The 23,619-nt window shown below is 64.4% G+C and carries 22 protein-coding genes; 6 read left to right on the top strand and 16 right to left on the bottom strand.

Annotated features, from left to right (window positions below):
* Positions 1 to 28: 28 nt before the first annotated feature.
* The gene (locus tag GGD66_RS07660; protein WP_183257297.1) at positions 29 to 1,609 is read left to right on the top strand and encodes a hypothetical protein; all 1,581 of its coding nucleotides are present in this window, start codon (positions 29 to 31) and stop codon (positions 1,607 to 1,609) included.
* A 6-nt stretch (positions 1,610 to 1,615) separates the two neighbouring features.
* Here the strand turns inward: GGD66_RS07660 and GGD66_RS07655 are convergent, their stop codons facing one another.
* The 7 genes from GGD66_RS07655 to GGD66_RS07625 all read right to left on the bottom strand — a co-directional run bounded on the left by GGD66_RS07655 (position 1,616) and on the right by GGD66_RS07625 (position 8,766).
* Complete coding sequence (locus GGD66_RS07655) at positions 1,616 to 2,824, bottom strand: glycosyltransferase family 1 protein (protein WP_183257296.1); 1,209 nt, start codon at positions 2,822 to 2,824, stop codon at positions 1,616 to 1,618.
* Complete coding sequence (locus tag GGD66_RS07650; protein WP_183257295.1) at positions 2,821 to 3,588, bottom strand: class I SAM-dependent methyltransferase; 768 nt, start codon at positions 3,586 to 3,588, stop codon at positions 2,821 to 2,823. The genes GGD66_RS07655 and GGD66_RS07650 overlap by 4 nt, the downstream gene beginning before the upstream one ends.
* Positions 3,585 to 4,706 (bottom strand): DegT/DnrJ/EryC1/StrS aminotransferase family protein, encoded by a 1,122-nt coding sequence (locus tag GGD66_RS07645; RefSeq protein WP_183257294.1) that lies wholly within the window; start codon positions 4,704 to 4,706, stop codon positions 3,585 to 3,587. Before GGD66_RS07645 ends, GGD66_RS07650 begins: the two co-directional genes overlap by 4 nt.
* Positions 4,703 to 5,149 carry a hypothetical protein gene (locus GGD66_RS07640; RefSeq protein WP_095425660.1) on the bottom strand — a complete coding sequence of 149 codons (447 nt, stop codon included), beginning with the start codon at positions 5,147 to 5,149 and terminating at the stop codon, positions 4,703 to 4,705. The genes GGD66_RS07645 and GGD66_RS07640 overlap by 4 nt, the downstream gene beginning before the upstream one ends.
* A gap of 127 nt (positions 5,150 to 5,276) precedes the next feature.
* On the bottom strand, positions 5,277 to 6,455 hold the full coding sequence (locus GGD66_RS07635) for a glycosyltransferase (protein WP_183257293.1): 1,179 nt from the start codon (positions 6,453 to 6,455) through the stop codon (positions 5,277 to 5,279).
* A gap of 4 nt (positions 6,456 to 6,459) precedes the next feature.
* Entirely contained in the window at positions 6,460 to 7,764 is a 1,305-nt protein-coding gene (locus GGD66_RS07630) for a hypothetical protein (RefSeq protein ID WP_183257292.1), read from the bottom strand.
* Positions 7,765 to 7,803: 39 nt separating this feature from the next.
* Positions 7,804 to 8,766: a UDP-glucuronic acid decarboxylase family protein gene (locus tag GGD66_RS07625; protein WP_183257291.1), complete on the bottom strand. Its 963-nt coding sequence runs from the start codon at positions 8,764 to 8,766 to the stop codon at positions 7,804 to 7,806.
* A gap of 217 nt (positions 8,767 to 8,983) precedes the next feature.
* On the opposite strand from GGD66_RS07625, the gene rfbF reads away from it, so the two are divergent.
* Together rfbF and rfbG are read left to right on the top strand one after the other, a co-directional pair.
* Positions 8,984 to 9,754, top strand: a complete 771-nt coding sequence (rfbF, locus tag GGD66_RS07620) for a glucose-1-phosphate cytidylyltransferase (RefSeq protein ID WP_183257290.1) — start codon at positions 8,984 to 8,986, stop codon at positions 9,752 to 9,754.
* The gene (gene rfbG, locus GGD66_RS07615) at positions 9,751 to 10,815 is read left to right on the top strand and encodes a CDP-glucose 4,6-dehydratase (RefSeq protein WP_183257289.1); all 1,065 of its coding nucleotides are present in this window, start codon (positions 9,751 to 9,753) and stop codon (positions 10,813 to 10,815) included. The genes rfbF and rfbG overlap by 4 nt, the downstream gene beginning before the upstream one ends.
* Here rfbG and GGD66_RS07610 read toward each other — a convergent pair whose 3' ends face one another.
* Both GGD66_RS07610 and GGD66_RS07605 read right to left on the bottom strand, forming a co-directional pair.
* Positions 10,816 to 11,706, bottom strand: coding sequence for a phosphotransferase (locus GGD66_RS07610; protein ID WP_183257288.1), 891 nt, complete (start codon positions 11,704 to 11,706; stop codon positions 10,816 to 10,818).
* Complete coding sequence (locus GGD66_RS07605) at positions 11,696 to 12,649, bottom strand: sulfotransferase (RefSeq protein WP_183257287.1); 954 nt, start codon at positions 12,647 to 12,649, stop codon at positions 11,696 to 11,698. Before GGD66_RS07605 ends, GGD66_RS07610 begins: the two co-directional genes overlap by 11 nt.
* 169 nt (positions 12,650 to 12,818) lie before the next feature.
* On the opposite strand from GGD66_RS07605, the gene GGD66_RS07600 reads away from it, so the two are divergent.
* Genes GGD66_RS07600 through GGD66_RS07590 form a run of 3 tightly spaced genes read left to right on the top strand, consistent with a single transcriptional unit; the run spans position 12,819 to position 15,452 of the window.
* Entirely contained in the window at positions 12,819 to 13,736 is a 918-nt protein-coding gene (locus tag GGD66_RS07600; RefSeq protein WP_183257286.1) for an NAD(P)-dependent oxidoreductase, read from the top strand.
* Positions 13,714 to 14,532 carry a transketolase gene (locus tag GGD66_RS07595; RefSeq protein ID WP_183257285.1) on the top strand — a complete coding sequence of 273 codons (819 nt, stop codon included), beginning with the start codon at positions 13,714 to 13,716 and terminating at the stop codon, positions 14,530 to 14,532. The genes GGD66_RS07600 and GGD66_RS07595 overlap by 23 nt, the downstream gene beginning before the upstream one ends.
* Positions 14,529 to 15,452, top strand: coding sequence for a transketolase family protein (locus GGD66_RS07590; protein WP_183257284.1), 924 nt, complete (start codon positions 14,529 to 14,531; stop codon positions 15,450 to 15,452). Before GGD66_RS07595 ends, GGD66_RS07590 begins: the two co-directional genes overlap by 4 nt.
* Positions 15,453 to 15,465: 13 nt before the next feature.
* Here the strand turns inward: GGD66_RS07590 and GGD66_RS07585 are convergent, their stop codons facing one another.
* The 7 genes from GGD66_RS07585 to GGD66_RS07555 all read right to left on the bottom strand — a co-directional run bounded on the left by GGD66_RS07585 (position 15,466) and on the right by GGD66_RS07555 (position 23,609).
* Positions 15,466 to 16,428: a glycosyltransferase family 2 protein gene (locus GGD66_RS07585; RefSeq protein WP_183257283.1), complete on the bottom strand. Its 963-nt coding sequence runs from the start codon at positions 16,426 to 16,428 to the stop codon at positions 15,466 to 15,468.
* 254 nt (positions 16,429 to 16,682) lie between these two features.
* On the bottom strand, positions 16,683 to 17,432 hold the full coding sequence (locus GGD66_RS07580) for a glycosyltransferase family 2 protein (protein ID WP_183257282.1): 750 nt from the start codon (positions 17,430 to 17,432) through the stop codon (positions 16,683 to 16,685).
* Positions 17,433 to 17,443: 11 nt separating this feature from the next.
* Entirely contained in the window at positions 17,444 to 18,847 is a 1,404-nt protein-coding gene (locus GGD66_RS07575; RefSeq protein WP_183257281.1) for a capsule biosynthesis protein, read from the bottom strand.
* A 4-nt stretch (positions 18,848 to 18,851) separates the two neighbouring features.
* The gene (locus GGD66_RS07570) at positions 18,852 to 20,240 is read right to left on the bottom strand and encodes a surface carbohydrate biosynthesis protein (protein ID WP_183257280.1); all 1,389 of its coding nucleotides are present in this window, start codon (positions 20,238 to 20,240) and stop codon (positions 18,852 to 18,854) included.
* Positions 20,241 to 20,265: 25 nt separating this feature from the next.
* Positions 20,266 to 21,198: a hypothetical protein gene (locus GGD66_RS07565; RefSeq protein ID WP_183257279.1), complete on the bottom strand. Its 933-nt coding sequence runs from the start codon at positions 21,196 to 21,198 to the stop codon at positions 20,266 to 20,268.
* Positions 21,195 to 22,085: a class I SAM-dependent methyltransferase gene (locus GGD66_RS07560; protein ID WP_183257278.1), complete on the bottom strand. Its 891-nt coding sequence runs from the start codon at positions 22,083 to 22,085 to the stop codon at positions 21,195 to 21,197. The genes GGD66_RS07565 and GGD66_RS07560 overlap by 4 nt, the downstream gene beginning before the upstream one ends.
* Complete coding sequence (locus GGD66_RS07555; RefSeq protein ID WP_183257277.1) at positions 22,086 to 23,609, bottom strand: hypothetical protein; 1,524 nt, start codon at positions 23,607 to 23,609, stop codon at positions 22,086 to 22,088.
* Positions 23,610 to 23,619: the final 10 nt, after the last annotated feature.

The following is a 23,619-nucleotide window of genomic DNA, read 5'->3' as shown; positions in this document are numbered from 1 at the left end:
GCCGATTGCTTGACGGGAAGGACGCGGCTTGACCGACAAGCAAATTGACGCGCCCGGCACGGCCGACGGTTCGAGCAGACCTGCCGGCATCAGTCGTGGCCGCCGCCTCTTGCAGGGCTGGTCCGCCAACCTGGTCCAGATGGTGTTGGGGCTGTCGCAGCAGCTCCTGCTCATCCCGGCCTTCCTCCATGTCTGGACCGGCGACATGCTTGCGGCCTGGCTCGCGATCTATGCGGCGGGAAGCCTCGTCGTCGTGGCGGATGCCGGGCTGCAGCTTCGCGCGATCAACCGCTTTCTCGCGTTCAAGGCTTGCGCCGATTGCGACGGGCGCACGGCGAGTTTCTATTCGGCCCTGCTGCGGATCTATCTCGCCATCGTGCTGGTGTTGGGGGGCCTGCTGTGCGCGGCTGTGGTCCTGGCGCCGCCATCGGCCGTGCTCGGCTTTCAGGCCGCGCCGACATTCGATGCAGCGATGCTGGTGATGACGCTGGGCATGCTTCTGACCGTGCCCGCCAACCTCGTTTCCGGCCTCTATCGGGTGCGCGGCCAATATGGCCGGACGGTCTGGTTGCAGAACGCCGCGCTGCTGCTTGGGCAGATCGCACAGCTCGCGGCGCTCGCATTGTTCGGCAGCCTGCTTGCGGTCGCGATCGCCTTCGTGTCGATGCAGCTCCTGTTCGCGATCCTGCTCGCTGCATTCGACGCGCCGCGACTGTTCCCGTTCCTGCGCCGCGCCGGCAAGCCGCCTTTGGTGTCGCCATCCCTGCGCTGGAGCCTCGGGCAATTCGGCCGCGCGGTGCCTTTTGCAGTCGCCAACATCACCGAGCTTGCGCTCGTCAATGTTCCGGTGCTGCTCGTCTCCGCGCTGGTCACGAACCGCGTCGCGGTGGCGCAATGGGGCCTGACGCGCGTGATCGCGAGCCTGGTGCGCGGCCTCTGCCTCCAGGTGACGCTGCCGCTCGCCGCCGAGCTCGGCCACGACCACGCGGTCGGCGACAAGGGTCGGCTGCGCCGGCTCTATGCCCATGGCTCGGTGTTCGTGACAGCCCTTGCCTGCTTGATCGTCGCGGGCCTGCTGCCGTTCTGGCCGGACTTCTTCGCGTTGTGGACCCATGGCAGCATCCCCTATGACGCGCCGCTCACGGTGACGCTGCTGCTCGGCTCAGCAGCCGTCGCGCCATCGCTGCTGGCTCTGGTCTTTGCCAATCACAGCAATCGCGGCGATCTCCTGATCCGGACCAAGGGACTTCAGCTTGTCGTCTTTTTGGTGTTGTCTTTCGTCCTGATCCCGCATCTGGGGCCGCTTGGTGCCGCGCTCGCGGTCGTCGCGAGCGACATCCTCATCCAGTTCGGACTGCTCGCGCTGATCGTCATGCGCCAGACCCTGCATCATCCGGGAAGGCACATCGCCTTCCTGATGCTCATGGCCGTTGTTATCGTGGGAGCAGGCTGGCTGATCGGGCAGGCGATCATTGCGCTGGTGCCGGGCAGCGGGCTCGTGCACTTCATCGTGGAATGCGCGATCTGGCTGGCCGCGGTCGGCATGCTCGCAAGCCCGCTGTTGAATGCGGGCTTGCGCGAGCGCCTGAGGGCGCGCATTCCCGCCTAGGCGAACTCAACGCGCGGTCAGTGCCAGCCGGTGCTTCAGCCGTTCCAGATGGCGGGCGAATTGCTGGTGGCCGGCGTTGGTCTCCTCGGCAAACTGCGCAAGGCGGAGCTGACCGGCCGCGCGCAGCCGCTCGCGCGTGCCGTCGGTACGCAGGCTGACGATCGCATCCGCGAGCGAGCGCGGGTCGTCATAGTCGAACAGGATCGCGGCGTCGCCGGCCTGAGCCTTGAAGGCCTCGGGATAGATCACCGGCGTGCCGACCGCCCAGGCTTCCAGCGGTGGAAGATTGGTCGGGCCGAAATAGCTCGGCATCACCAGCGCCGCGGCGCCGCGATACAGCGCGCCGAGCTCGGCCGACTCGACGAAGCCGATGATGGAGATCTGGTCCGACAAGCCGTAGGCGCGGATCGCCGCATCGATCTTGTCGCGGCCGCCGCGATCCGATCCGCACAGCACCAGCCGTTCGGTGATGCCCCGCTCGCGCAGGCTTGCGAGCGCTGCGAGCAGCGTCATGTGGTTCTTGTGCGGCCAGAATTGCGCCGGATAGAACAGATAGCCGGGCTTGAGGCGGTATCGTGACAGCACCGCATCATCGTCGGCGGCGTCGGACGTGGATTGGCTGACATAGGTGGAGGGTGAGAACGGGATGCAGACCGCGCGCTCTTTTTCCATGGCATAGCGGCGGCAGAGATCATCGACCAGTTCAGGCGCGTTGACGATCACCACCGCGGCCTTGGTGCTGGCGAGGCCGAACAGGATCTCGCGGCGCTCGAATTCGCCGAACGTCCTCACTTCCGGAAACTCCGGCGCGTCGCGATGGCAGCCGTCGAAGATCGTGATGATGAACGGCAGCTCGTAGAGCAGCAGGTGCCGCTTCGAGGTCGAGGTGAAGTGCACGACGTCGATGCCGTCGCGGATCAGCGCACGCTCGAACGGCGATTTCAGCCTCAGCGCGATCTGGACGAGATCGAATGGCCCGCAATATTTCAGGAACAGGAAGACATGGTCGAGCGGGCCGAATTTGAGCAGACGCGCCGCGACGCCGAACTCCTTCAGGATGTCCAGGGTCTTGGGATAGGGCGAGTACACCACGATCTCGTTGCCCGACTTGGCCGCCCAGTCGCGCAGCCAGAGCAGGTCATTGAGCGGCTGCTGGAAGCCGCCGCCGACCTCGAGTGCCTGTTCAAGCATCACGGCGAGCCGCAGCGGTCTCACGGTGCAAAACTCTTTCTGGCGACTGCATAGGCCGCCCAGCTCCTCGAGTTCGGCGCGTCCTGCGTCAGCCATGCGGCTTGAGCGGCGTCCTGGAAGTCGCTCGCCGCAAGCGCCGCGTCGATCTCGAACGGAAACCAGTAGCGCATGCGGTGCGCTTCATCGACACGCTTGATCGTGGCGCGATCCATGTCTTCGCAGAACAGGGTATAGTTCACGGTGACGGTCGCGGCCTGTTCGTCATGATCGGATTGCGCAATGCGGGTGAGGCGCAGCGGCTTCTGCTCGATCACCTTGACGCGCGTCTCGACGCCCTGCGCCAGCACGGCGCCGCCGTACCAATAGTCGAAAAAGAAGACGCCACCCGGCTTCAGCGCCGCATGGGCCGTGCGGAACATGGCCGTCAGCGCATCGCGGCTGGTCTGATAGCTTGCGACGTGGAACAGCGACACCACAGCGTCGAAATCGCGTTCGGCACCTGTCTCGCAGACATTACCCTGTCGGAACGGAATCGACAGTCCGGCCTGCCCGGCGCGCGTCCTGGCGCGCGCGATCATCTCGTCGCTGAGATCGATGCCGGCGACGCTCCACCCCTGGCGCGCGAAGGCGAGCGCATGCAGGCCGGTGCCGCAGCCTAGATCGAGCAGCTTGCCAGAGGATACGCCGTGGTCGCGCAGGCGCGCTTCGACGAATGCCGTCTCGGCCGCGTAATCCTTGTCCTGATAGAGAAGATCATACCAGGGCGCGTAGTCGGCGAACACCGTCACGCCAGGATCTCCTTCAGCGCCGCGGCAGAGCGGGCGATCTCGTCGTCGGTCAGGGCAAGCCCGCTCGGCAGGTAAAAACCGCGCCGGGCGATGTATTCCGCATTCGGATGGCTTTCGTCGCGCATCAGGCCCATCCGGCGCAGCACCGGTTGCTCATGCATGCACCAGAAGAACGGCCGCGTTCCGATGCCCTTTTCGCCGAGGCGCCGCATCGCCTCCTTGGCGTCGAACGGCACGTCGTCGTTCAACACGACGCCGTAGACCCAGTAGATGTTGTCGGCATAGCCAGTGCGGGCGACGGGGCGGCGGATGCGGTTGAGGCCTGCGAGATGTTCGTCGTAGAGCCGGCCGATCCGGCGCTTGATCTCGACCGTGCGCGGCAGGCGCTCGACCTGGGCGACGCCAAGCGCAGCCTGGAGATTGGTCATGCGCGCGTTCCAGCCGAGCTCCTCGTGGACGAAGCGTTGCTGCGGCTGGAAGCAGAGATTGCGGTAGCCCTGCAGCCGATCGGCGAGCGCGTCGTCGTCGGTGAGGATCATGCCGCCTTCACCGGTCGTGATGTGCTTGTTCGGATAGAAGCTGAAGGTCGAGACATCACCGAAGCTGCCGCAGGGCGCGCCGCGATAGGTCTGGCCGTGCATCTCGGCGGCGTCCTCGATCACCTTCAGATCGTGCTTGCGGGCCAGCGCCAGGATCGGATCGAGATCGACCGGCAGACCGTAGATGTGGACCAGCATGATCGCGCGGGTGCGCGGCGTGATCGCAGCTTCCACGCCCTCGGCCGTCATGTTCCAGGTCGCGGCATCGCAGTCGACCCCGACCGGGACGAGGCCGGCGCGCACCAGGGCGGCGGCGCAGCTGATGATCGTGAAGGTCGGGATAATGACTTCCGACCCCTCATCGAGCCCAAGGGCATGGACCGCGATGTCGAGCGCGACCGAGCCGTTGGTGACGGCAATGCCGTGGCGCCGCCCGGCGGCCTTGGCCATCGCCTGCTCGAAGCGCTTGATGAACGGTCCCTCCGAGGAGATCCATCCGGTCCGGATACATTCGGCGAGATAATCGGCTTCGTTGCCGTCGAGCAGTGGCGTGTTGACGGGAATGAATGGTGCGGTCACGGGTTTGGGCCTTTGATCCGGATTTCGGACGGGGAGGCTTCGGCAAACCGGGTCTTGTCGTTCTCGCCCGAATAGGGACCTTGCTTGATCTCGAACATCTCGAGCGGCTCGAGCACGTGGAAGCCGTGAGCGCCGCTGCAGAGCAGGATGATGTCGCCGGCACCGAGCACGCGGCTTTCGAGATATTTTTCTTCGACGGTGTAGAAATCGACCTGGAGCTTGCCCTTCTGGATCAGCAGGACCTCCTGGGTATAGTGCACCTCGCGCGTCACCTTGTTGTGGCGGTGGGGCTCGATGGTCTTGCCTTGCGGATGGCTCATGAAGGCGAGCTGCTGGGACAGCTCCGGCGTCGAAAAGAAGTGGATGCCCGGCTCGCGGAACGAGGCCCGCACGATGATCGCGTAGAGCTGGTCGCCGAATCGAACTTGTTCGACGTGTTCCATCGTGAGCCTCGAAAAAATCGCTGTGATTAGAGAGAGATAGCGGTCCCGCTGTGCACTTTGGCCATTTTGGCCGGGACCGTCAAGGGCGGACGGATCATGAGGATTGCTCTGCCTGCCGGTGCGGAATTCAGCCGATGTAACCAAGTATCTCTTCGACACGCCGGCGAAAAGTGTGTGCGGCAAACGTCCTGGCCTGTCCCGCCTTGGCTATGGACTGGCGCGCCGTGTCGTCGGCGAGATACCGATCGATCAACGTGAGACAGTCCTCGACGCTGCGCCACGCGACGACCTCGCGCTCGGGAGCGAACAACGTGTGCAGATTGTCCTTGAAGTCGGTGAGCAGGAACGCGCCGACGCCGGTCGCTTCGAACAGGCGGGCATTGCCGGCCTCGCGGCCGGCCATGTCGATGTGCGAATTGAGGGTGACGCGGGAGGCGCGCAGTGCCTGGTACATCTCCACGCCCCACACCTCGCCCTGGTAGCAGCGGTGCAGCGGCGAGGAGGCGGGAAGGGAGTGCAGGCCGCTGCCGAACAGTTTGAGATCGTAGCGCCGCGCCACCGCTTCGAGCTGCGCGACGCGAAGCTGGTGATCGGCTGACACGGCCCCGACGAAGGTGACGTCGAATTCTTGCGAGGGCGGCGGCGGCAGGACGTCGAGGATGCCGGGCTCGAAGGCCAGATGAATCACTTCGGCGCGCGCTCCGTGGGCACGGAAGAAGTCCACCACCGCGGCCATCTGCGAGATCATGAGATCGTAAACCGACCAGTCCTCGCCGCGTGAGGGCGAGATGCCGATCTGGCCGATCAGGATCGGGCGGCCGATCCCTTTGATCCGGCGCGCGAGGCGCGTGTCGACGTGAAACAGATCCTGGTTGAGGACGAGATCGGGCTTGAAGTCCTCGATCTGCGCCAGCAGGATCTTTTCTGCTTCGGCATCGAGGCGCGGGCTGAGGCCGACCTTGCGCGCGAGCGGCCGCAGCACGGGCTTGAAGGGGGCGACCGCGCGTTGCAGCCAGCCGGGAACGGCATCGCGCGCGGCCGGCGTGCCGGGCGGCGGCGGCTCGGTGACGGCAAGGCCGTGCTCGCGCGCCCAGGCCGCCCGCATCCAGGGATTATTGACATGGATGTCGGCGGCGGCGTGCCCAAGGCCGGCGAAATTGCGCGAGTAGAAATCGGCAACGCCGAACAGGCTGGCGTTCCGCGCTGCCATCTGCACCGCGTAAGGCGCGTTCTCGAGGCCGGGCGTGCGCCGGTAGAGCCAGGTGAGGAAGCGCGGATAGTCGGCGTTGAGGATCAGGATGCGCACGGCGTCAGGGCTTCGTTTCGAACAGGGTGCGGGGCATCACGTACCAGAGCAGGAACAGAAGCACGGTGCCGTGGGTGAGCAAGGCGACGGAGAGCGGCACGTTAAGCAGGATGTGCGGCAGCACACCCGACGACATCAGCACGAAGCGGGGCGGCAGGCCCGCGGAGGCGCGGTTGCCGAGCGCCAGCACGAGGCCTGCTGCGAGCGCCGTCAGCGGCGCCAGCCACGGGCCGACGGACGCAATGCCTTCGGTCGCAAACAGCGAGGCGTTCACATTGCCGAAGTCGTAGGTGTTCTGCATCACCACCGCGAGCGGCTCATCGTAAGGACAATGCATCAGCGGCTTGAGAACGGAGATCTGGCAGAACCAGGTCATCGGGTGGCTGGCGAAGAAATCGTTGTAGAGCTCGAGCGCGCCCGATGCCGTCGCCATCATCCGGATATTGACGATATCAAAATACCTGCCGGGAATGCTCCTCAGGCTCGCCTCCGTCACCCAGATCACGAGCAGCCCGATCAGCATCGGGACGAAAATCGAGGCGATCACCGATGCTCTCGCCTCCAGGAGCCGCGACAGCACGACCAGCGCGATCAACCAGGCCGGTGTGAAGAACGCGAACTTCGTCAGGGTGATGGGATAGAACAGCAGGAGCAGGACCAGCGCCAGTCCTGCGCGCCACCGATGACCCAGCAGCCAGTAGCTGGCGAACGCAAACGGCAGCAGCGTGCTGGAGACCCATCCGATGAGATATCGCAGCAATCCTGGAAATTCGAGCGTGTCACGGTAGTCATAGATGTTCGCGATCGAGACCAGGCGGAAATTGTAGGTCGAAGCGACGGCGATGGTGACGATGGAGACCAGGAGGATAAGCGTCAGCAAATGCTCGAAGCGGGCATTGGACATGGGCGCGAACTGCCGCAGCGGCGCCCGGATGAACAACATGGGCATCAGGAAGAGCAGCAGCGCCAATGCTGCCGAAACTCCGGCAAGCAATCGCGGGTAATTGTAGTCGGAGAAGACGTCGATCCACAGGAAGCCCAGGATCATCGTGTAGAAATAGAACCCGACGAAATAGCCGAAGCAGAAGCGGGCGGAGGCGAACAGCAGCGAGACGACGGAAAAGCCGGCTGCCACGAGAACGGCGATCCAGAGGCGCTTCGGGTCGAAGTCGATGGAGAGCTGAAAGGTCGCGACCTCGATCAGCGACAGGCAGGTGACGGCGCTGTGCAGCAGCACCAATCTCGTCAGCGCGGCTTTCGAGTTCAGCCGGGCGCGCAAATCGCTGATGATCCCGGCCGGTGCGCTCATTGCGGAAGCTCGCTGCGGACGATGGACGTTGCGAGCAGGTCAGGCGATGTCGAGCGAGTGCTTGAAGTAGGCGATCGTCTCCTTCAGCCCGTCCTCGAGCGCGACCTTCGGCTCCCAGTTCAGCACCGCCTTCGCCTTGGCAAGGTCGGGCTGGCGCTGGCGCGGGTCGTCCTGCGGCAGCGGCTTGAACACCAACTTGGAACGCGAGCCCGTGAGCTTGATGACCTTCTCGGCGAGTTCGCGGATCGTGAACTCGGAATTATTGCCGAGGTTGATCGGACCGGTGATGTCTTCCGCCGTCACCATCAACCGCATGATGGCCTCGACGAGGTCGTCGACATAGCAGAACGAGCGGGTCTGCCCGCCGTCGCCGAACACGGTGATCGGCTCGCCCTGGAGTGCCTGCACGATGAAGGACGACACCACGCGACCGTCATTTGGCTGCATGCGCGGACCGTAGGTATTGAAGATGCGCGCGACCTTGATCGGCAGGCCGTGCTGACGCCAATAGTCGAAGAACAGCGTCTCGGCGCAACGTTTGCCCTCGTCGTAGCAGGAGCGGATGCCGATCGGGTTGACATTGCCCCAGTAATCTTCGGTCTGCGGATGGATCAGCGGATCGCCATAGACCTCGCTGGTCGAGGCCTGGAAGATGCGCGCCTTGAGTCGCTTGGCGAGCCCCAGCATGTTGATGGCGCCATGCACCGAGGTCTTGGTGGTCTGCACGGGATCGCGCTGGTAGTGGATCGGCGAGGCCGGGCAGGCCAGGTTGAAGATCGCGTCGACCTCGATGTAGAGCGGGAAGGTGACGTCGTGCCGGACCGCTTCGAACAGCGGATTTGCGATCAGATGGGCGATGTTGCGCCGGCTGCCAGTGAAGTAGTTGTCGACGGACACCACCTCGGCTCCCGTATCGAGCAGTCGCTCGCAGAGGTGCGATCCGATGAACCCGGCGCCCCCGGTTACGAGGATGCGGCTGTTCTTGTAGTTTTCAAACGGCATGATCGGGTTCCAGCTGGATCTCGGGACGGTCCTCCCGGTGCGGCCGGCAGAGTGGTATCGGCTACGGGCGGAAACGCCAATAGCCTTGCGTAAGGTAATAAAATACCTCTTGACCACAGAAGTGCTTTGAGGACCGATGATTTTCCAGGTTCGGCCACTTCGTATAGAAGCCGGTCTGGACTACGCGGGGAGCGTGCCTCCCGTTCGGAGCAGGTGAATGAAAGTCGTAATTCTTGCGGGAGGCCTGGGCACCCGAATCGCGGAGGAGACCACCACGCGGCCGAAGCCGATGGTGGAGATCGGCGGGCGGCCCATCCTGTGGCACATCATGAAGATCTACAGCCATTATGGCTTCCATGATTTCGTGATCTGCCTTGGCTACAAGGGCTTCATGATCAAGGAGTATTTCGCCAACTACTTCCTGCACATGTCCGACGTGACCTTCCACATCGCCGAGAACCGGATGGAAGTGCATCGCGAGACGGCCGAGCCGTGGCGGGTCACGCTCGTCGATACCGGCGAGGACACCCAGACTGGCGGCCGGCTGAAGCGGGTGTTGCCTTACGTCGCGGACGAGCCCTTCTTCGCGTTGACTTATGGCGACGGTGTTGCCGACATCGACTTGGCCGCCGAGATCGCGTTCCACAAGGCGCACGGGCGGCGTGCCACCGTTTCGGTGGTGCGGCCGGCCAAGCGGTTCGGCGCGATCGCGATCGAGGGCGACCGGGTCGTTAATTTCGAGGAAAAGCCCAATGACGACGGCGGGTGGATCAATGGCGGTTTCTTTCTGTTGTCGCCGTCGGTCGGCGAGCTGATCGCAGGCGACAGCACGATTTGGGAGCGCGAGCCAATGGAGCAGCTCGTGCACGGCGACGATCTGCGCGCCTACGTGCATCACGGCTTCTGGCACCCGATGGACTCGCTGCGCGATCGTAACTTCCTCGAGGGTGAGTGGGCCGGCAACCGCGCCAAATGGAGGGTCTGGTGACGGATCCGGCATTCTGGCGCGGCAAGAAGGTCTTTCTCACCGGCCACACCGGCTTCAAGGGCGCCTGGGCGTCGCTGCTGCTGCGCCGCCTCGGGGCCGACGTCTATGGCTATGCGCTGCCGCCGACACACCAATCCGCGCTATTCGTCGCGGCGCGCATCGCCGACGACATCAAGCACCGCGTCGCCGATATCCGAGATCTCGGCACCTTGCGCTCCGCAATGGCGGAAGCCGAGCCCGACATCGTCATCCACATGGCGGCGCAAGCGCTGGTGCGTCCCTCCTATGAGGAGCCGGTCGAGACCTTTGCGACCAACGTGATGGGCACGGTGCATGTGCTGGAAGCGGCACGGCCTCTGCGCTCGGTGAAGGTGATCCTGAATGTCACCAGCGACAAATGCTACGAGAACAATGGCATGGGCGCCGCCTTCGGCGAGGGCGACCGGCTTGGCGGTGACGATCCCTACAGCAACAGCAAGGCCTGCGCCGAGCTCGTGACGCATTCCTACCGCCACAGTTTCTTCAACGCGACGGGGGCGGCGCGCGTCGCGACCGCGCGTGCGGGCAACGTCTTCGGCGGCGGCGACTGGGCGCGCGACCGCCTGGTGCCCGATGCGATGCAGGCGTTCCTGGCCGGCGAGGCGCTCCGCATCCGCAATCCCAATTCGGTGCGGCCCTGGCAGCACGCGCTCGACCCGGTGCTCGGCTATCTCTCGCTGGTCGAGCGATTGGCGGGCGATGAGCGCTTCGTCGGGGGCTGGAATTTCGGACCGGATGCCGCAAGCGAGGTGCCGGTCGGGACCGTGGTCGATCATCTGATCGCGCTGTGGGGCGACGGCGCGCGGTGGACGGCCGACGCCGGCCCGCATCCGCACGAAGCCGCCTATCTCAGGCTCGACTGCGCGAAGGCGCGGAGCGAACTCGGCTGGACGCCGCGGCTCGATCTGGCGCAGGGCCTTCGCCTGACTGTGGACTGGTACAAGGCGCTGCGTGAGGGCCGGGACCTGCGCAGCTTCTCGCTCGATCAGCTCGACCAGGTCACTGGCGCTGCGCAGGCCTGATCAGACCGGCAGATCGAGGATCTCGGCGATGCGGTCCTCTGCCGACACCGCGTGCTTCAGGTGCTCGCCCGACAAGACCGCCAGATAGGATTTGAGCAGGGCGACGAGCACGAGGATGGCGCGCTCGACGTCGGGCGAAAGGCCGGTCCGGCCGAAAGCGGCCTCTTGGAGGAACGGCCGGTTCTCCATGAAGGTCAGCCAGTAGAGGTAGTCGTAGCCGGCGATGCCGCGGAATGCATCTTCCCAGTCGATGACGCGCCGCACGCCGCCCTGGAGCATGATGTTCTTCGGTCCGAAATCGCCGTGACAGAGCGCCTCGGGCAAGTCCGCGCGACGATCTTCGAGCAGCCCGATCAGCCTGCGCACCTCGGCCGCGCTGGCCTGCTTCAGCAGGCCGCGGCTCGAAAGCGTCTTCAGTGCCTCTGCGGCGGACGCCAGATAGTGATCGAACGAGGCAAGCCCATCCGGCTGCCAGTCGTTGAGCCGCTCACTGCACGCGTAGGCCATTGCGGCGGCATCAGCGGGCGGCATCGGCGCGGCCTGCGGTACCAGCACGGGCATCATGAGGCAGAGTCGCGCCGCTCCATTCGCGAGCGGGATCTCGAAGCGGTCGAGCACGATCGTGTTGCCGTAGAGCTGCTCGAGGATGTCGGCTTCCTTGGCGAGGCTGGCGCGCGCGCGCGTGCCTGGCAGATGCGTCTTCAGAAACCGCTTTTCGCCGGCGATATCCGCGTCAAAGCAGGCACCGAGCGTGCCGCCGGGCGCCGGCGCAACGGTGACGTTGCGGCCCAGGGATTGCAGATGCTGTAGCAGCGCGGGCAGGATGCGCGCGCGGTCGGCGGCGATGTCGGGGCGGTCGTTGGTTTCGAAGAACGCGATCTTACTCAGCACGATAGAGCGGGCTCAGATAGTCGATCCGGTCGTAGCCGAAATGACGGGCGAGTGCCGCGGTGCCCTGTGCGATCTGTTTGCGCTCCTCGTCCGAGAGCTCTTGGATCACGGCCTGGTTGTAGTCCTTGGTGCTCTTGAGCACGGTTCCCCAAGGCGCAATGGAGTCCTTGATCTCGACGCCGTTCCAGCTCGGATAAAGCATGGAATCGGCGAAGGGCACGCCGATGAATCCAGCCGCCTCGGTCATGAACTTGCGCTTGTCGTCGACGAGGTCCTCGTAACGGAAGATCCGTACGTTCTCGGGGTACATCCTGGCAAACATCTCGACCGTCGAGTGATAGATGTTCCAGGTGATCAGGTATTTGGTCAGCGGCTGCGGGAACGGGCGGCGCTTGGTGTCGCGGTAGGCTGAGAACGGATTGCGCACGATGTGCAGGATGCGGACGTTGGGAAAGTCGCGCACCATGCGATCGGCATCGATCCCGATGGCGGGCGAGTAGCCGACATGGACCATGCCCGGCCGCGGCTTGACGTAATAGTTCTCCCAGGCCGCGAAGGTCGCGCGGAAGAAGGCTTCGATCACCTGGCGGCGGAAGATCGGCGGCTCGCCGACGATGCGGGCGAACTCGGCGACCCGCTTCTTCTCGTCCATCACGCAGTCCGCATCGCGGAACTTGGAGCCGTTGCGCTTGCGCAGGAAGGTCTTCAGCTCCTCGTCGATCATCTGCTCATAGAGCTCGGTCGCCGTCAGCCCCTCCGGGAATTCGGGATAGCGGTACTGGACGCGCTCGACCGAGGCCAGGAAGTCGTTGAAGTTGCGGTTGCCGAGCTGGGATTCGAAGGGATAGACGAGCAGGTCGGGATGACCGTCGAAGTGACGATGGGTGACGTTTCCGCCGTGCTCGAAGCCTGCGGAAACCATGGCCAGCCTGAAATCATTCATGCGTCTACCCCTGCGTCGTCGAACCTCGATCCGGCCCTCCGTTTAGCCGCATGGGCCGGATAATCAAGTTCGGATCGCCTTTCGGCCGTGCCGGGAACGTGGCCCGGGCAGGGGGACTTGCCGAAGCGGGACATTGACGGGGCCGGGGTAGCTGATCTACCCGGGGCTTATGCGTGTTTTTGCCACCGGCGCGAGCGGTTTTCTGGGCTCCTATCTCGTTGCGGACCTCATGGCGCGGGGGCACGAGGTGGCCGTCCTGTTGCGGCCGGCAAGTTCCTATTGGCGCCTCGGGCAGCTTCATGACCGGCTGCACGTGATCCCGGGCAGCTTGGAGCATCCGGAGGGGCTACGGGGAGCGCTGGGGGAGTTCGCGCCGGACGCCGTCGTGCACATGGCCTGGCGCGGCGTCGCAGGCAGCGATCGCAACAGCCCGGTTCAGGCCGTCAATGTGGCGGATACGGTAGGCCTCGCCCAGCTCGCGGCCGAGGCCGGCGCCAGGATCTTCGTCGGAGCCGGATCGCAGGCGGAGTACGGACCCTATGATCGTCCGATCCGGGAGGACGACGCGCCACGGCCGACGACATTGTACGGTATGGCCAAGCTCGCGGCCGGATCGATGGCGATGCGCCTGTGCGAGGAGCGCGGCCTGCGTGCCGCCTGGCTCAGGATTTTCTCGACCTACGGACCGAAGGACGCCGATCACTGGCTGATCCCGAGCATGATTCGGAACCTGCGCTCGGGACATCGTATGGCGCTGACGGCCTGCGAGCAGCGCTGGGGATTTCTGCACGCGCGCGACGCCGCGAGCGCTTTCCGGCTGGCGATCACGCATGAAGCGGCGAGCGGCATCTTCAACGTCGGCAGTGCGGACGCGCCGCCACTGCGCGAGACGGTGACGCAGCTGCGCGATCTCGTCGACCCCGGCGCCGCTCTCGGCTTCGGCGAGTTGGCGTATCGGCCCGATCAGGTTATGGTCCTGGCTGCGGACGTTTCGCGCATGCTTGCCTTGGGCTGGAAGCCCGAAGTGCCGTTGGATCAGGGACTACGCGAGACGGTAGAGTGGCATGACGCGACCAAATCTTCCTGAGCCGAAAGAATTCGCGCGACGGATTCGTGCGCACGCGTTGCGCATGGTGCATGCCGCGAAGGCCTCCCATATCGGCGGTTGCCTCTCGATGGCGGACATCCTGGCGGTGCTGTACACGCGGATCCTGCGCGTCGATCCCGCCGAGCCGCAAAGCCCGAACCGCGATCGCTTCGTGCTCAGCAAGGGCCACGCCACGGCGATCATGTACGCTACGCTTGCCGAATGCGGTTTCTTTTCTCTGGCCGAGCTCGACACCTATTGCCGCGACGGTTCGATTTTCACCGGGCATGTCAGCCACGCCGTGCCCGGCGTCGAGGTTTCGACCGGCTCGCTCGGCCATGGCCTGCCGATTGCAATCGGTATGGCGCTGGCCGCCCGAAATGCGGGTGCGGGCAGCCGCGTGTTCTGCCTGCTCAGCGACGGCGAATGCGACGAGGGCTCGAACTGGGAGGGCATCCTGTTCGCGCCCCATCACAAGCTCGACAATCTCTGCGTCATCGTCGACTTCAACAAGATCCAGAGTTTCGGTTCGGTCGCCGAGGTGTTGAACCTGGATCCGTTTGCCGAGAAATGGAACGCGTTCGGCTGGCAGGTCGAGGAGATCGACGGCCACGACCTCACTGCGCTCGAGCGTGTGCTGGGCGGCGTACCCGCGGCGTCGGGTCGGCCGACCGTCGTGATCGCCCACACCGTGAAGGGCAAGGGCGTGAGCTTCATGGAGAACAAGCTCGAATGGCACTACCGCTCGCCTTCGGATGAGCTGCTCGCGCAGGCGTTGGCCGAGGTCGGCGCATGAGGACAACGTTCATCGAGAGTCTGTCGCAGGCTGCAAGCGAAAACCCTGACATCTGGCTGCTCTGCGGCGATCTCGGCTACTCCGTGCTGGAGCCGTTCGCGGCGAAGTTTCCCGATCGCTATCTCAATGTCGGTGTGGCCGAGCAGAACATGGCGGGGATCGCCGCCGGCATCGCCCTGTCGGGCAAGACCGTCTTCATCTACTCGATCGGCAATTTCCCGACGCTGCGCTGCCTCGAGCAACTCCGCAACGACGTCTGCTACCACGGTGCCGACGTCAAGGTCGTGGCGGTGGGCGCCGGCTATGCCTATGGCAGCCAGGGCTACACCCACCACGCGCTCGAGGATGCGGGGATCATGTCGATGCTGCCGGGCATCGAGGTGTTCGTGCCCTGCGATCCCATGGAGGTGCGGGCTGCGACGCGTCTGATCGCAGGAAGCGGCAAGCCCTCTTATCTGCGGCTCAGCCGTCAGGGGGAGCCGAATCTCGGCGCCGCTGTCACCGATCTGTGCAAGCCCAGGATTTTGCGTGAGGGACGGGAGGTCGTTATCCTCGCGTCCGGTCCGATCGCCTCTCGTGCGCTGGAGGCCGCCAGCGAACTCGCCGGGCGCGGCAGGGACGTCGGCGTGGTCAGTGTCTCCTGCCTGAAGCCGCTCGACGAGGTCGCGATCCGCGACGCCGTGCGCGAGGCCTCACTCATCGTGACGCTGGAAGAGCACATCCTGCGCGGCGGCCTGTTCAGCCTGGTGGCGGGCGTGTTTGCCGCAGACGCGGTGCGGCCGCCGATTACGGGCATGGGCATTCCCGAGCAGGGAGGGAAGACGTCGAGCGCGGGGTCGCGCGAGGCGCTGCTCGATGCCGCGGGCCTCTCGGCTGAGGCGATCGCCGCGCGGGTCGAGCAATCGCTGGCGAAGCGCTGACGCTGCCTGCGCGTCACGCGCCGGGCGGCGGTGAGGGATCGAAATTGACGCGCTCGCGCTCGAACACCACGGGCTTCTCGCGCACCTGTCCGTAGATCGCGAGAACGTACTCACCGATCATGCCCATGAAGAACAGCTGTACGCCGCCGAAGAAGAACATGGCGACGATCAGGGTGAGGATGCCAGGTTCGGCGAGCTTCTGATAAAGCACCAGGCCGATGATGAAGTTGACGATCGCGTATGCGATGCTCACGGCCGAGATCAGAAAGCCCGCGAACAGGCCGAATCGGACCGGCGCGGTGGTGAATGACACCAGCCCGTTGAGGCCCTGATCGATCAGCGCGCCGGCGCGGTTCTTCGAAAACCCCTTCTTGCGCTCGCGCCAGGTGTAGGGCACGCCGACCATGCGACCGCCGCATTCGAACGTCATCATTCGCATGAATGGATAGGCGTCACGGACGTGCCGCATGGCCTCGACAACACGCCTGTCGACAAGCTGGAAGTCGCCGACTCCCGGAGGCACCTTGAGCTCGGAGAATCTGGTCAGCACGCGGTAGTAGGCGTTGCGGACGCTGCGCATCAGCCGCCCTTCCTCGCGTGAGGCGCGGATGCCGTAGACGATCTCGTTGCCGGCCTCCCACAGCTTGACGAACTGGGGCAGCAGCTCGGGCGGGTCCTGAAGGTCCGCCGGCATGAACAGCAGAACGGCGTCCCCGCTGCTTGCCATCACCCCGTTATAGGTGTTGCGCAACGGCCCGAAATTGCGCGCGTTGACGATGACTTTCACCGATGGATCCTGCGCGGCGATCTCACGCAGGATCTCGACTGTGCGGTCGTCCGAGGCGTTGTCGCAGAAAATATGCTCGCGCCGATAACCCTGAAGCTCGTCGTCGAAGATCTTCCGGATCGCCTCATAGCAATCCCTGATGTTGAGCTCTTCATTGTAGCAGGGCGTGATGACGCTGATTGTTTTCACGTTGGTGTCTCTGGAGCAGGGCAGGAGGTCATCGCGGCGTGCCAGCGGCGCAGACGGCGGATTTTTGCAGGCAACAGACTGCACGGCGTCCAGCCCGCCCAGACCTGGCGAGGAGTTGCGCTGCCAGCGCAATGACACCTTGATCGTACACGCAAACCCCCTCCAATCCAGGTCAGACTAGAGACAACCGATTCAGGTCGCAATGTCCATTTCCGGCTGTTGCAAGGTGGCTGCGTGCCGGGCCGCCGGCGTCACTAGAATTCCCGTCGTTTCAGCCAGGCCCGCGTACCCCAATGGGCAAAACACCAAGCCGATCTGATCAGCGAGAGTTGCTCGACGTTGCGGTAGATCTGCCAGACCCATTTGGCCGAGCGTGCCGGACGGCTGGAGACCGAGGAGCCCCTGACGCGGTAGCGCGCGAGGTCCTCGTTGAGGCCGTAGGCGGTGTGGCCGCGCTTGAGGATCGAGAGCCACAGGCAGAAATCGTCATAGCCCTCGTTCTTCATCGCGATGGGGCCGGCGATCTCGCGGTCGACCATCGCGGTCAGCGTCGCGATCGCGGTGTTCTCCAGGAGCTGGCCATAGGTGAGCGAGGACGGCACCTCGATCAGCCGTCCGGTGACGGTGTTGGCCTCGTTGATGCGGCGGAAGGCGGTGTAGCTGAGGGCAGCCTGCCTCGCCTTTGCGAAGGCGAGCTGCCGCTCGAGCTTTTCGGGCAGCCACAGATCGTCGCTGTCGAGGAAGGCGAGATAGCGGCCCTGCGCGGCGTCGATCGACGCCTGGCGCGCAAGCGCCGGGCCGCCGTTCTTCGGCATCCGGATCAGCTTGACGCGCGGGTCACGCTCGCTGATGTCAGCGATGATCGCCGGCGTGCTGTCGGTCGAGCAGTCGTCCGCGATCAGGAGTTCCCAATCGGTGAAGGTCTGGCTCTGCACCGAGCGGATCGTCTCCTCGATCAGGCCTTCGACATTCCAGGACGGTGTGATGATCGAGACGAGCGGCATGGTGGGTCCGTTCAGTTCGCACCGGCCGGCTCGGCGATGGCCGCGCGCAGGGAGGCAGCAAAAATGTCGAGCAGCTTGGGATCGCTGATATAGAGCTCGCCCGGAAAAGATCGGCGCCAGGCGGACTCGAAATAGGGCGCGCCTTTGGCCGGATCGAACGGCCCGGTGGAGAGTGCCTCGCGCAGGCATGAGGGCACATCGGCCAGACGATCGACCGCAAAGACCAGCGGGCAGGAGCGGTAGAACGCATCGCCCATCACCACGACCGGCTTGCCGAGCAGCAGTGCCTCGGCGCCCGACTTGCTGTTGACGGAGATGACCGCATCGGCGCGATTGAGCACGGTGTAATTGTTGGTCTGCGGTGGCAGCAGCACGAAATTGTCGAACCTGCGCGCCAGTTCGAACAGGCGATCCGCCGAGATCGCGCCGATCTGCGCCGGATGTTCCTTCACCACGAGCACATGCGAATCCGGGATGGTGCGCAGCAGGAAGTCGACGGTCGCGACCTGATCGAGATAGTCCGGGGAGCGCAACGTCAGCGCCATGTCGGCAGGGACATGGAACGGGTAGTAGACGAAGGGCGCCTCGGGGATCGGCTTATAGAGCTTGCGCAGCCGCGTCGCGTTGAGCGCCATCGCGGCGTGTACCCGGGCGTGGCGCAGATTGTGCCCGAACTCCTGGTGCTTGCCGAGCGCGAACTGGTCCCACAGCTTTTCGGTGAGGCGGCGCGCGTTGCGCAGATTGACGACCTTCTTGAAGGCCGCCGAATAATGGTGCTGATCCTTCTTGGGGATGACGATCGCGCGCTGCGTCAGTGTGTCGTCCAGATAGGCGCGCACCTCCGATGACACGACGTCCGCCGGCGTTCGCATCACGTCGGGTGCTCCGAGAGTGTCGGGTGTGAAGTACATCCGGCCACGAAAGAAAGAGGGTTCGATGAACCAGTTGCGGATGTTGCGGCGCCTGGCGGCGTAGAAGCTCGCGATCACCGAAAGGAAGCCGCCGAGCTCCTGCACCAGTTCGACGCGCTTGCCTTGCGTCTCCAGTCGGTCGAGCACTGTCTCCATCGCATTGGCATAGATCATGAAGCGCCGGCGCAGTGCCGCGGTGTCGCGGATGCCGAAAGTGAAACGCTCATGGCTGAACAGGAAATTGGTCCCGTCGAGCCCGTAGGTCGCAACGCGCGCGTCGAACGCTTTGCGATCGTCCGGCGCGGGACCGGCCTTAAGGCCCTCGCGATACATGTTCGTGACCGGAACGCCTTCGGACGTCGACATCTCCGCGCTGCGGTCGTCGAAGGCCAGCAACTCGACATCATGGCCTGCCGTGCGCAACCGTTGCGCGACCGGAATCCAGAACCGGGTCTGGTATTCGGCAAGCGTGGTGATGAGAATCGTCTTTGCAGGTGTGGCCATGGCTCTATTGGGCGTGTTCGATCGCAATACTTGCGAGCGGCAAGCCCGTCGTCGCGCAATGCGCGCGTCTTGCGGTGAATTGAGACGGGCTCGCCTGATCGTGAGCGGCGATGCGCTGAAGCAGGGTCTGGACGAAGGGCGGTGCGATCCGCTTGTCGCGCCGGGCGTGGTTGAACTGGCTGCGCAGCCGCTCCGTGACGGCAGAGCCGAGCGCGGCGCTGGCGGCGCCCTTGACGATTTGGCCGAGGCTCGGCTTGGCGCGCGTTCCCTTCACGGTCGCGAGCAGCGAGACGTAAGGCCGGCGCGAGCTCGCTACGCCGGTCAGGACATCGGCGACACGTTCGGCGGCTTTTCCGTCATTGAGGTGGAAGAAGGCCTCGATATCGGCGGCGTGAACGCGGGCGAAGTCGAAGGTCTCGGTCTCCCGTTCGATGTGATCGATGGTGCCGAGCAGTTCGTCGAACGAAGCGACCGGGCGACTCACGCGCGCGGGCAGGGCGGCATGGCCGGCGGTGACCGGCGTGTTCAGATATTCAAGCTGGAGCGGCAGCTTTCCGAGCAACACCGATTCGACGGCCGTCCCGCAATTGAGATGGATCACCGCGGCCGCATTGCGTATGCGGTCGAGCACGCTGCCGGTGCCGTCGATCAGGACGTTGCCATGCCGCGCGAGCGCGTTGCGATAGACGTCCTCGCTCTCGAAGGGATGCGGGCGCACGAGAATGCTGCGGTCGGGCCGCGCGGCGGCGAGCCGGTCGAGCTCGGCGAGATAGTTGGTGAAGACCTGCTTTAGGTCCGCGATGAAACGATCGACATAGGCGCCATCCCAACCGGCCCGCACCATCGCCTCGCGCTCGCCACCCGGCTTGCCGGTGAACCGCGAATTGACCAGCGGAAAGTTGGCGTTGACGAGCAGATAGCCGCGCGGCTCGCCGTCGAGCAACGCGCGCCAGCGTGGGGCTGCAAAGTCGAAGCGCGGGCATCCGGTGAGGTGAAGCTGCTCGGGCTTCATGGTTCCGGCGGCCAGGAAGGCGTCGTGCAGCCGGTTGCCCCAGAAGAAATAGCCCGCCAGGATGTCGGCGTAGCCGCTGCCCTTGATGTGAGCGGCCATCGCCGGCGGTGAGTTGCCGCCCTTTTCCGCAAGCACGCCGCCTTCGGTATCGAGCACGTACAGCGCGAGGCCGGCCCTGGCGAAGCTGCGCATCAGGTCGAGATTGACGGGACGCGCGTAGTTGACGACCAGTGCGTCCAGCCCGAGCCGAGGGACATCGACGGCCTGCTCGTACATCGGCACCAGCGCGACGGAGACGCCGCGCCGCGCGAGTTGATAACCAAGCATGACTGCCCCCGGCAGGTCACGCTTGGGGTGATCGACCACCAGGCCTATGCGCAAGATGTGAGCTCCCGGCAGGTCCGTGTCAGAGCCGCATCACGGTGCGCTCGAGGTCCGTCAGGGCACCGACCGCGCGGAAACGCGCCGGCGGTTCGGGAAAGATGCGCGGCTGCTGGATGTAGGTTGCCGTGTACAGCAGGCGGCTGTGATCCGACTGGATTCGGCTGCCCATGTGCAGGCAGCGAGCCGTGTTGACGATGAAGGACGACAGGCGGGGCGCGATCATTTCCTTGACGGCGTCCGGACCGGTCTTGGCGAACACCTGCGCATCGCTCATGTGGCTCTTCAGCGAGTTGCGGAACGCCTTCGATGGTCCCGCCGGAATGAAGGTGAACGGACCGTCGGCGGTGTTTTGAACGTCGGTCAGATAGATGAAGAGCTTGCAGACGCGCTTGTCGTCGTGATCGAGATGCCACAGCTGGGAGAAGCTCAACGCCTGGTTCGGTGTCGGTTGCGACAACGTCAGCACCACGTCCGACAATTGCGGCAGGTCGTGCATGAAGTCGCCGATGATGCGCAGCGCTGCCGGCTGCAGGGCGTAGCGCACGAACGGATGGTCGGTGGCAAAGGCGCCGTTGACGAGATCCTCGTCCAGCAGGCTGACCCAGAACGATTTGTGCCCTTCCTTCTGCCGGCCGACCAGATCCTGGAGGCGGTTCACCTTGCCGTCGGCGAACGATGCGACGGCTTCCGCGAGGCTGCGATCGACGATCGCGGACACGTCGACGTAACCGTCCTTGTCGAGCTTGCGGCTGGCCTCGGCCCATTCGGGCTTCGTCGGAAGCTGCTTCAGCAGCGCGACCCGCTTGGCGCGGGCCGGCAATTGCAGGCTGGTCAGAGCCGCCTTCAGCACCCAACCTAGATCGGTGCGGTTGACGTGCCACAGCAGGCGGCGGAACTGGCTGATCTTCGCCTTCTTCGGGGCAGGCCGATCAGCCGTCGTGTCGACGGTTGTCATGTGGGCTCCCAGCAATACAAAAAACCATCATTGTGGATCGTCGGCGCGAACGGCATGCGTTCGCGCGCCAAGACGCGGACGCGGCCCTGTCGCTCGTAATCGTCGAGCGTCGAGAACAGCTGCGTTTGGTAGTCGACCGAGCGGATGTACAGGAAGCTGACGATATCTCGCGGACTTGCGAGATTCAGCAGCTCCGTCGTCGGCTCGATGTTGATGACGCGTTTCGGCCGCGCAGCAATGATGTTGTCCACCACCTTGCGCACGTCATAAGGAATTTGCTCGATGCAGAAGTAGGTGAAAACAACCTGGTCCCTGATCGCAGCGTAGTTCGGGTCGTCGCCGTCGGTCAGGTCGATCCTGTCGAGCGATATCCGGTCCGACAGGCCATAATGGGCTGCGATCTCGCGGCCCGCTGCCACGCCGTTCGGTGCGATGTCGAACCCGCGCAGCCTCCAGTCGGGATGATTGAGGTGAAGCGACAGCAGGTTGATGCCGCAGCCAGCGCCGAGCTCGACGATCTCCGTGGCGCCGCCCGTGTGCCGCGCGAGCAGTTCGCCGAGGGCCCTGGCGCGATAGCGATAATAGTCGTCGGCCGCGACCCTGCAGATCTGATTGTCGACCTTGCGAAGACCCCGCGCGGGGTTCTTCGGGATCAGGAATTCGCCGATGCTTGAGGTCTTCGTCCAGGCCTTTTCCGACAGCGTTCGCTGCCAATGCGATAGATTGTACTCGGAATCAACGACGTCGGCCGTGCGTTTGACGCGGCGCATCGCGAAACGGCCGATGCTCCTTGCCGCATCCAGCGCATAAGTCGTCGCCTTGTCCGACAACGACGCCGGAGCGAAATCTGAGATGACGGCGTTCGTGTCTGTCGCGTGGATGTTCATTCAACTGCTTTTGGATGTCAGTCCCATCAGTTGTCCGACCGCTGGAAATACAGTCCGGTGCCGCTTTTCGAGCACGAGGAAGTATTGGAGCGTCCAGGTAATCAGACAGAAAACCATGGAACCGAGGGCGAGCTTTAGCACGCTGTCGAACCGAATGTAACCTGCAATTGTTGCTAGAAAAATGCTTGCCAGGATAAGGATTGCGAACTGGGTTCCGATGACCTTCGCGAAGCGATTGCGGTCGAGTTCGAGTGCACCGCGCAACTCTCCCAGCTGAAAGGGCAGGATGAGGATACTGCCGATGACCTGGCCGAGGATCAGGGCGCGTTCCGCGAACAGGTGCAAGGTCGCAGCGGAGACCGCCGCCCAGATCAGAAGCTGAACGGCTATCAGCCTGTTGAGCCTGGACTGCACCTCCGGCCGAGTCAGGAAGATCAGGCTGCCGATCGCCACATATTGGCTACAGATGGGAACCAGGAAGCTCAGGCCCATCCAGAACGCGTAGGGCGCAAGGAGGGGACCGATCCAGATATTCATGATCTCCGGCGAGAGGATCGCGGTCGCGGCAAGCGGCGGCACCACGAACATCGGCATCATGACGAGGCCGAGGTCGCCGAGGCGCTGGAACGACGTCGCGCTGCCGCGCTCGTCGAGGCGGCTGGCAACGGGAAGCAAGGCGGATGTCAGAAGGCTGACAACGACTTTGGATACCCGCGACAATCGCACCAGCGCGTCATAGGTGCCGACCGCCTTGGGCCCGAACAGCAATCCGATCAGGAACGGCTGAAGCGGTCCGGAAATGCCGCCCATCAGTTTGCCCTGCAGCAGCAGCAGGCAGCGGTGCAGAATATCCTGCCGGATGTCCGGGGTCCACGGCAGCAACCGCACGTGCTTGTGCCGCAGCGCGACGAACGCGGCAATTCCAATGACGACGGCGCGGGCCACCAGCGTGGCGAGATAGATGTAGGCGACCACTTCAAAGCCTGTCGCCGCCCACGAGGCTGCGAATGTCAGGCCGACATAGGCTGCCGTTGACGTGACCTCCGCAACACGGAGCAGGTTGTAGCGCTCGAAGCCTTTGACGGTACCTTCCCACACCAGCGCCGGAACGAAGATCAGATTGGCGAGGGCCGTGTAGTGCATGATCCGGGTGAACGTCTCCACATGGACGGCGTCAACCTTCATCACGATGACGAACAGCGGCGTCGCGAACCAAATGGTGGCGCTCAGGATCAAGGTGAGAGCGATGGAGACCACCCCCAAGAACGCGATCTGGCGACTGGCCTGCATCCAATTGCGGTGCTCTCTCGCGCGCGCGACGACCTGGGTGGCGACCTCGGACAGACCGAGGTCGAGCACCGCCATCATGCCGCTGGGAAGCAGCAGCCGCGAGATGACGATGAGGCCGAACTCGGTCACCCCCCAGGTCCCGATGATCAGTGGAATGACCGCAAGGCCCAGCAAGGCGGCCACGCCGAAGGCAAGCGCCGAAATCACCGTATTCTGGATCAGGCGCTTGATCATCGATGTCTTG

It is taken from the genome of Bradyrhizobium sp. CIR48 (genome assembly GCF_014198315.1).
In the GTDB taxonomy this organism is placed as follows: domain Bacteria; phylum Pseudomonadota; class Alphaproteobacteria; order Rhizobiales; family Xanthobacteraceae; genus Bradyrhizobium.
The sequence above is the reverse complement of the archived record's forward strand: the minus strand, read 5'-3'. Positions and strand labels throughout refer to the sequence as shown.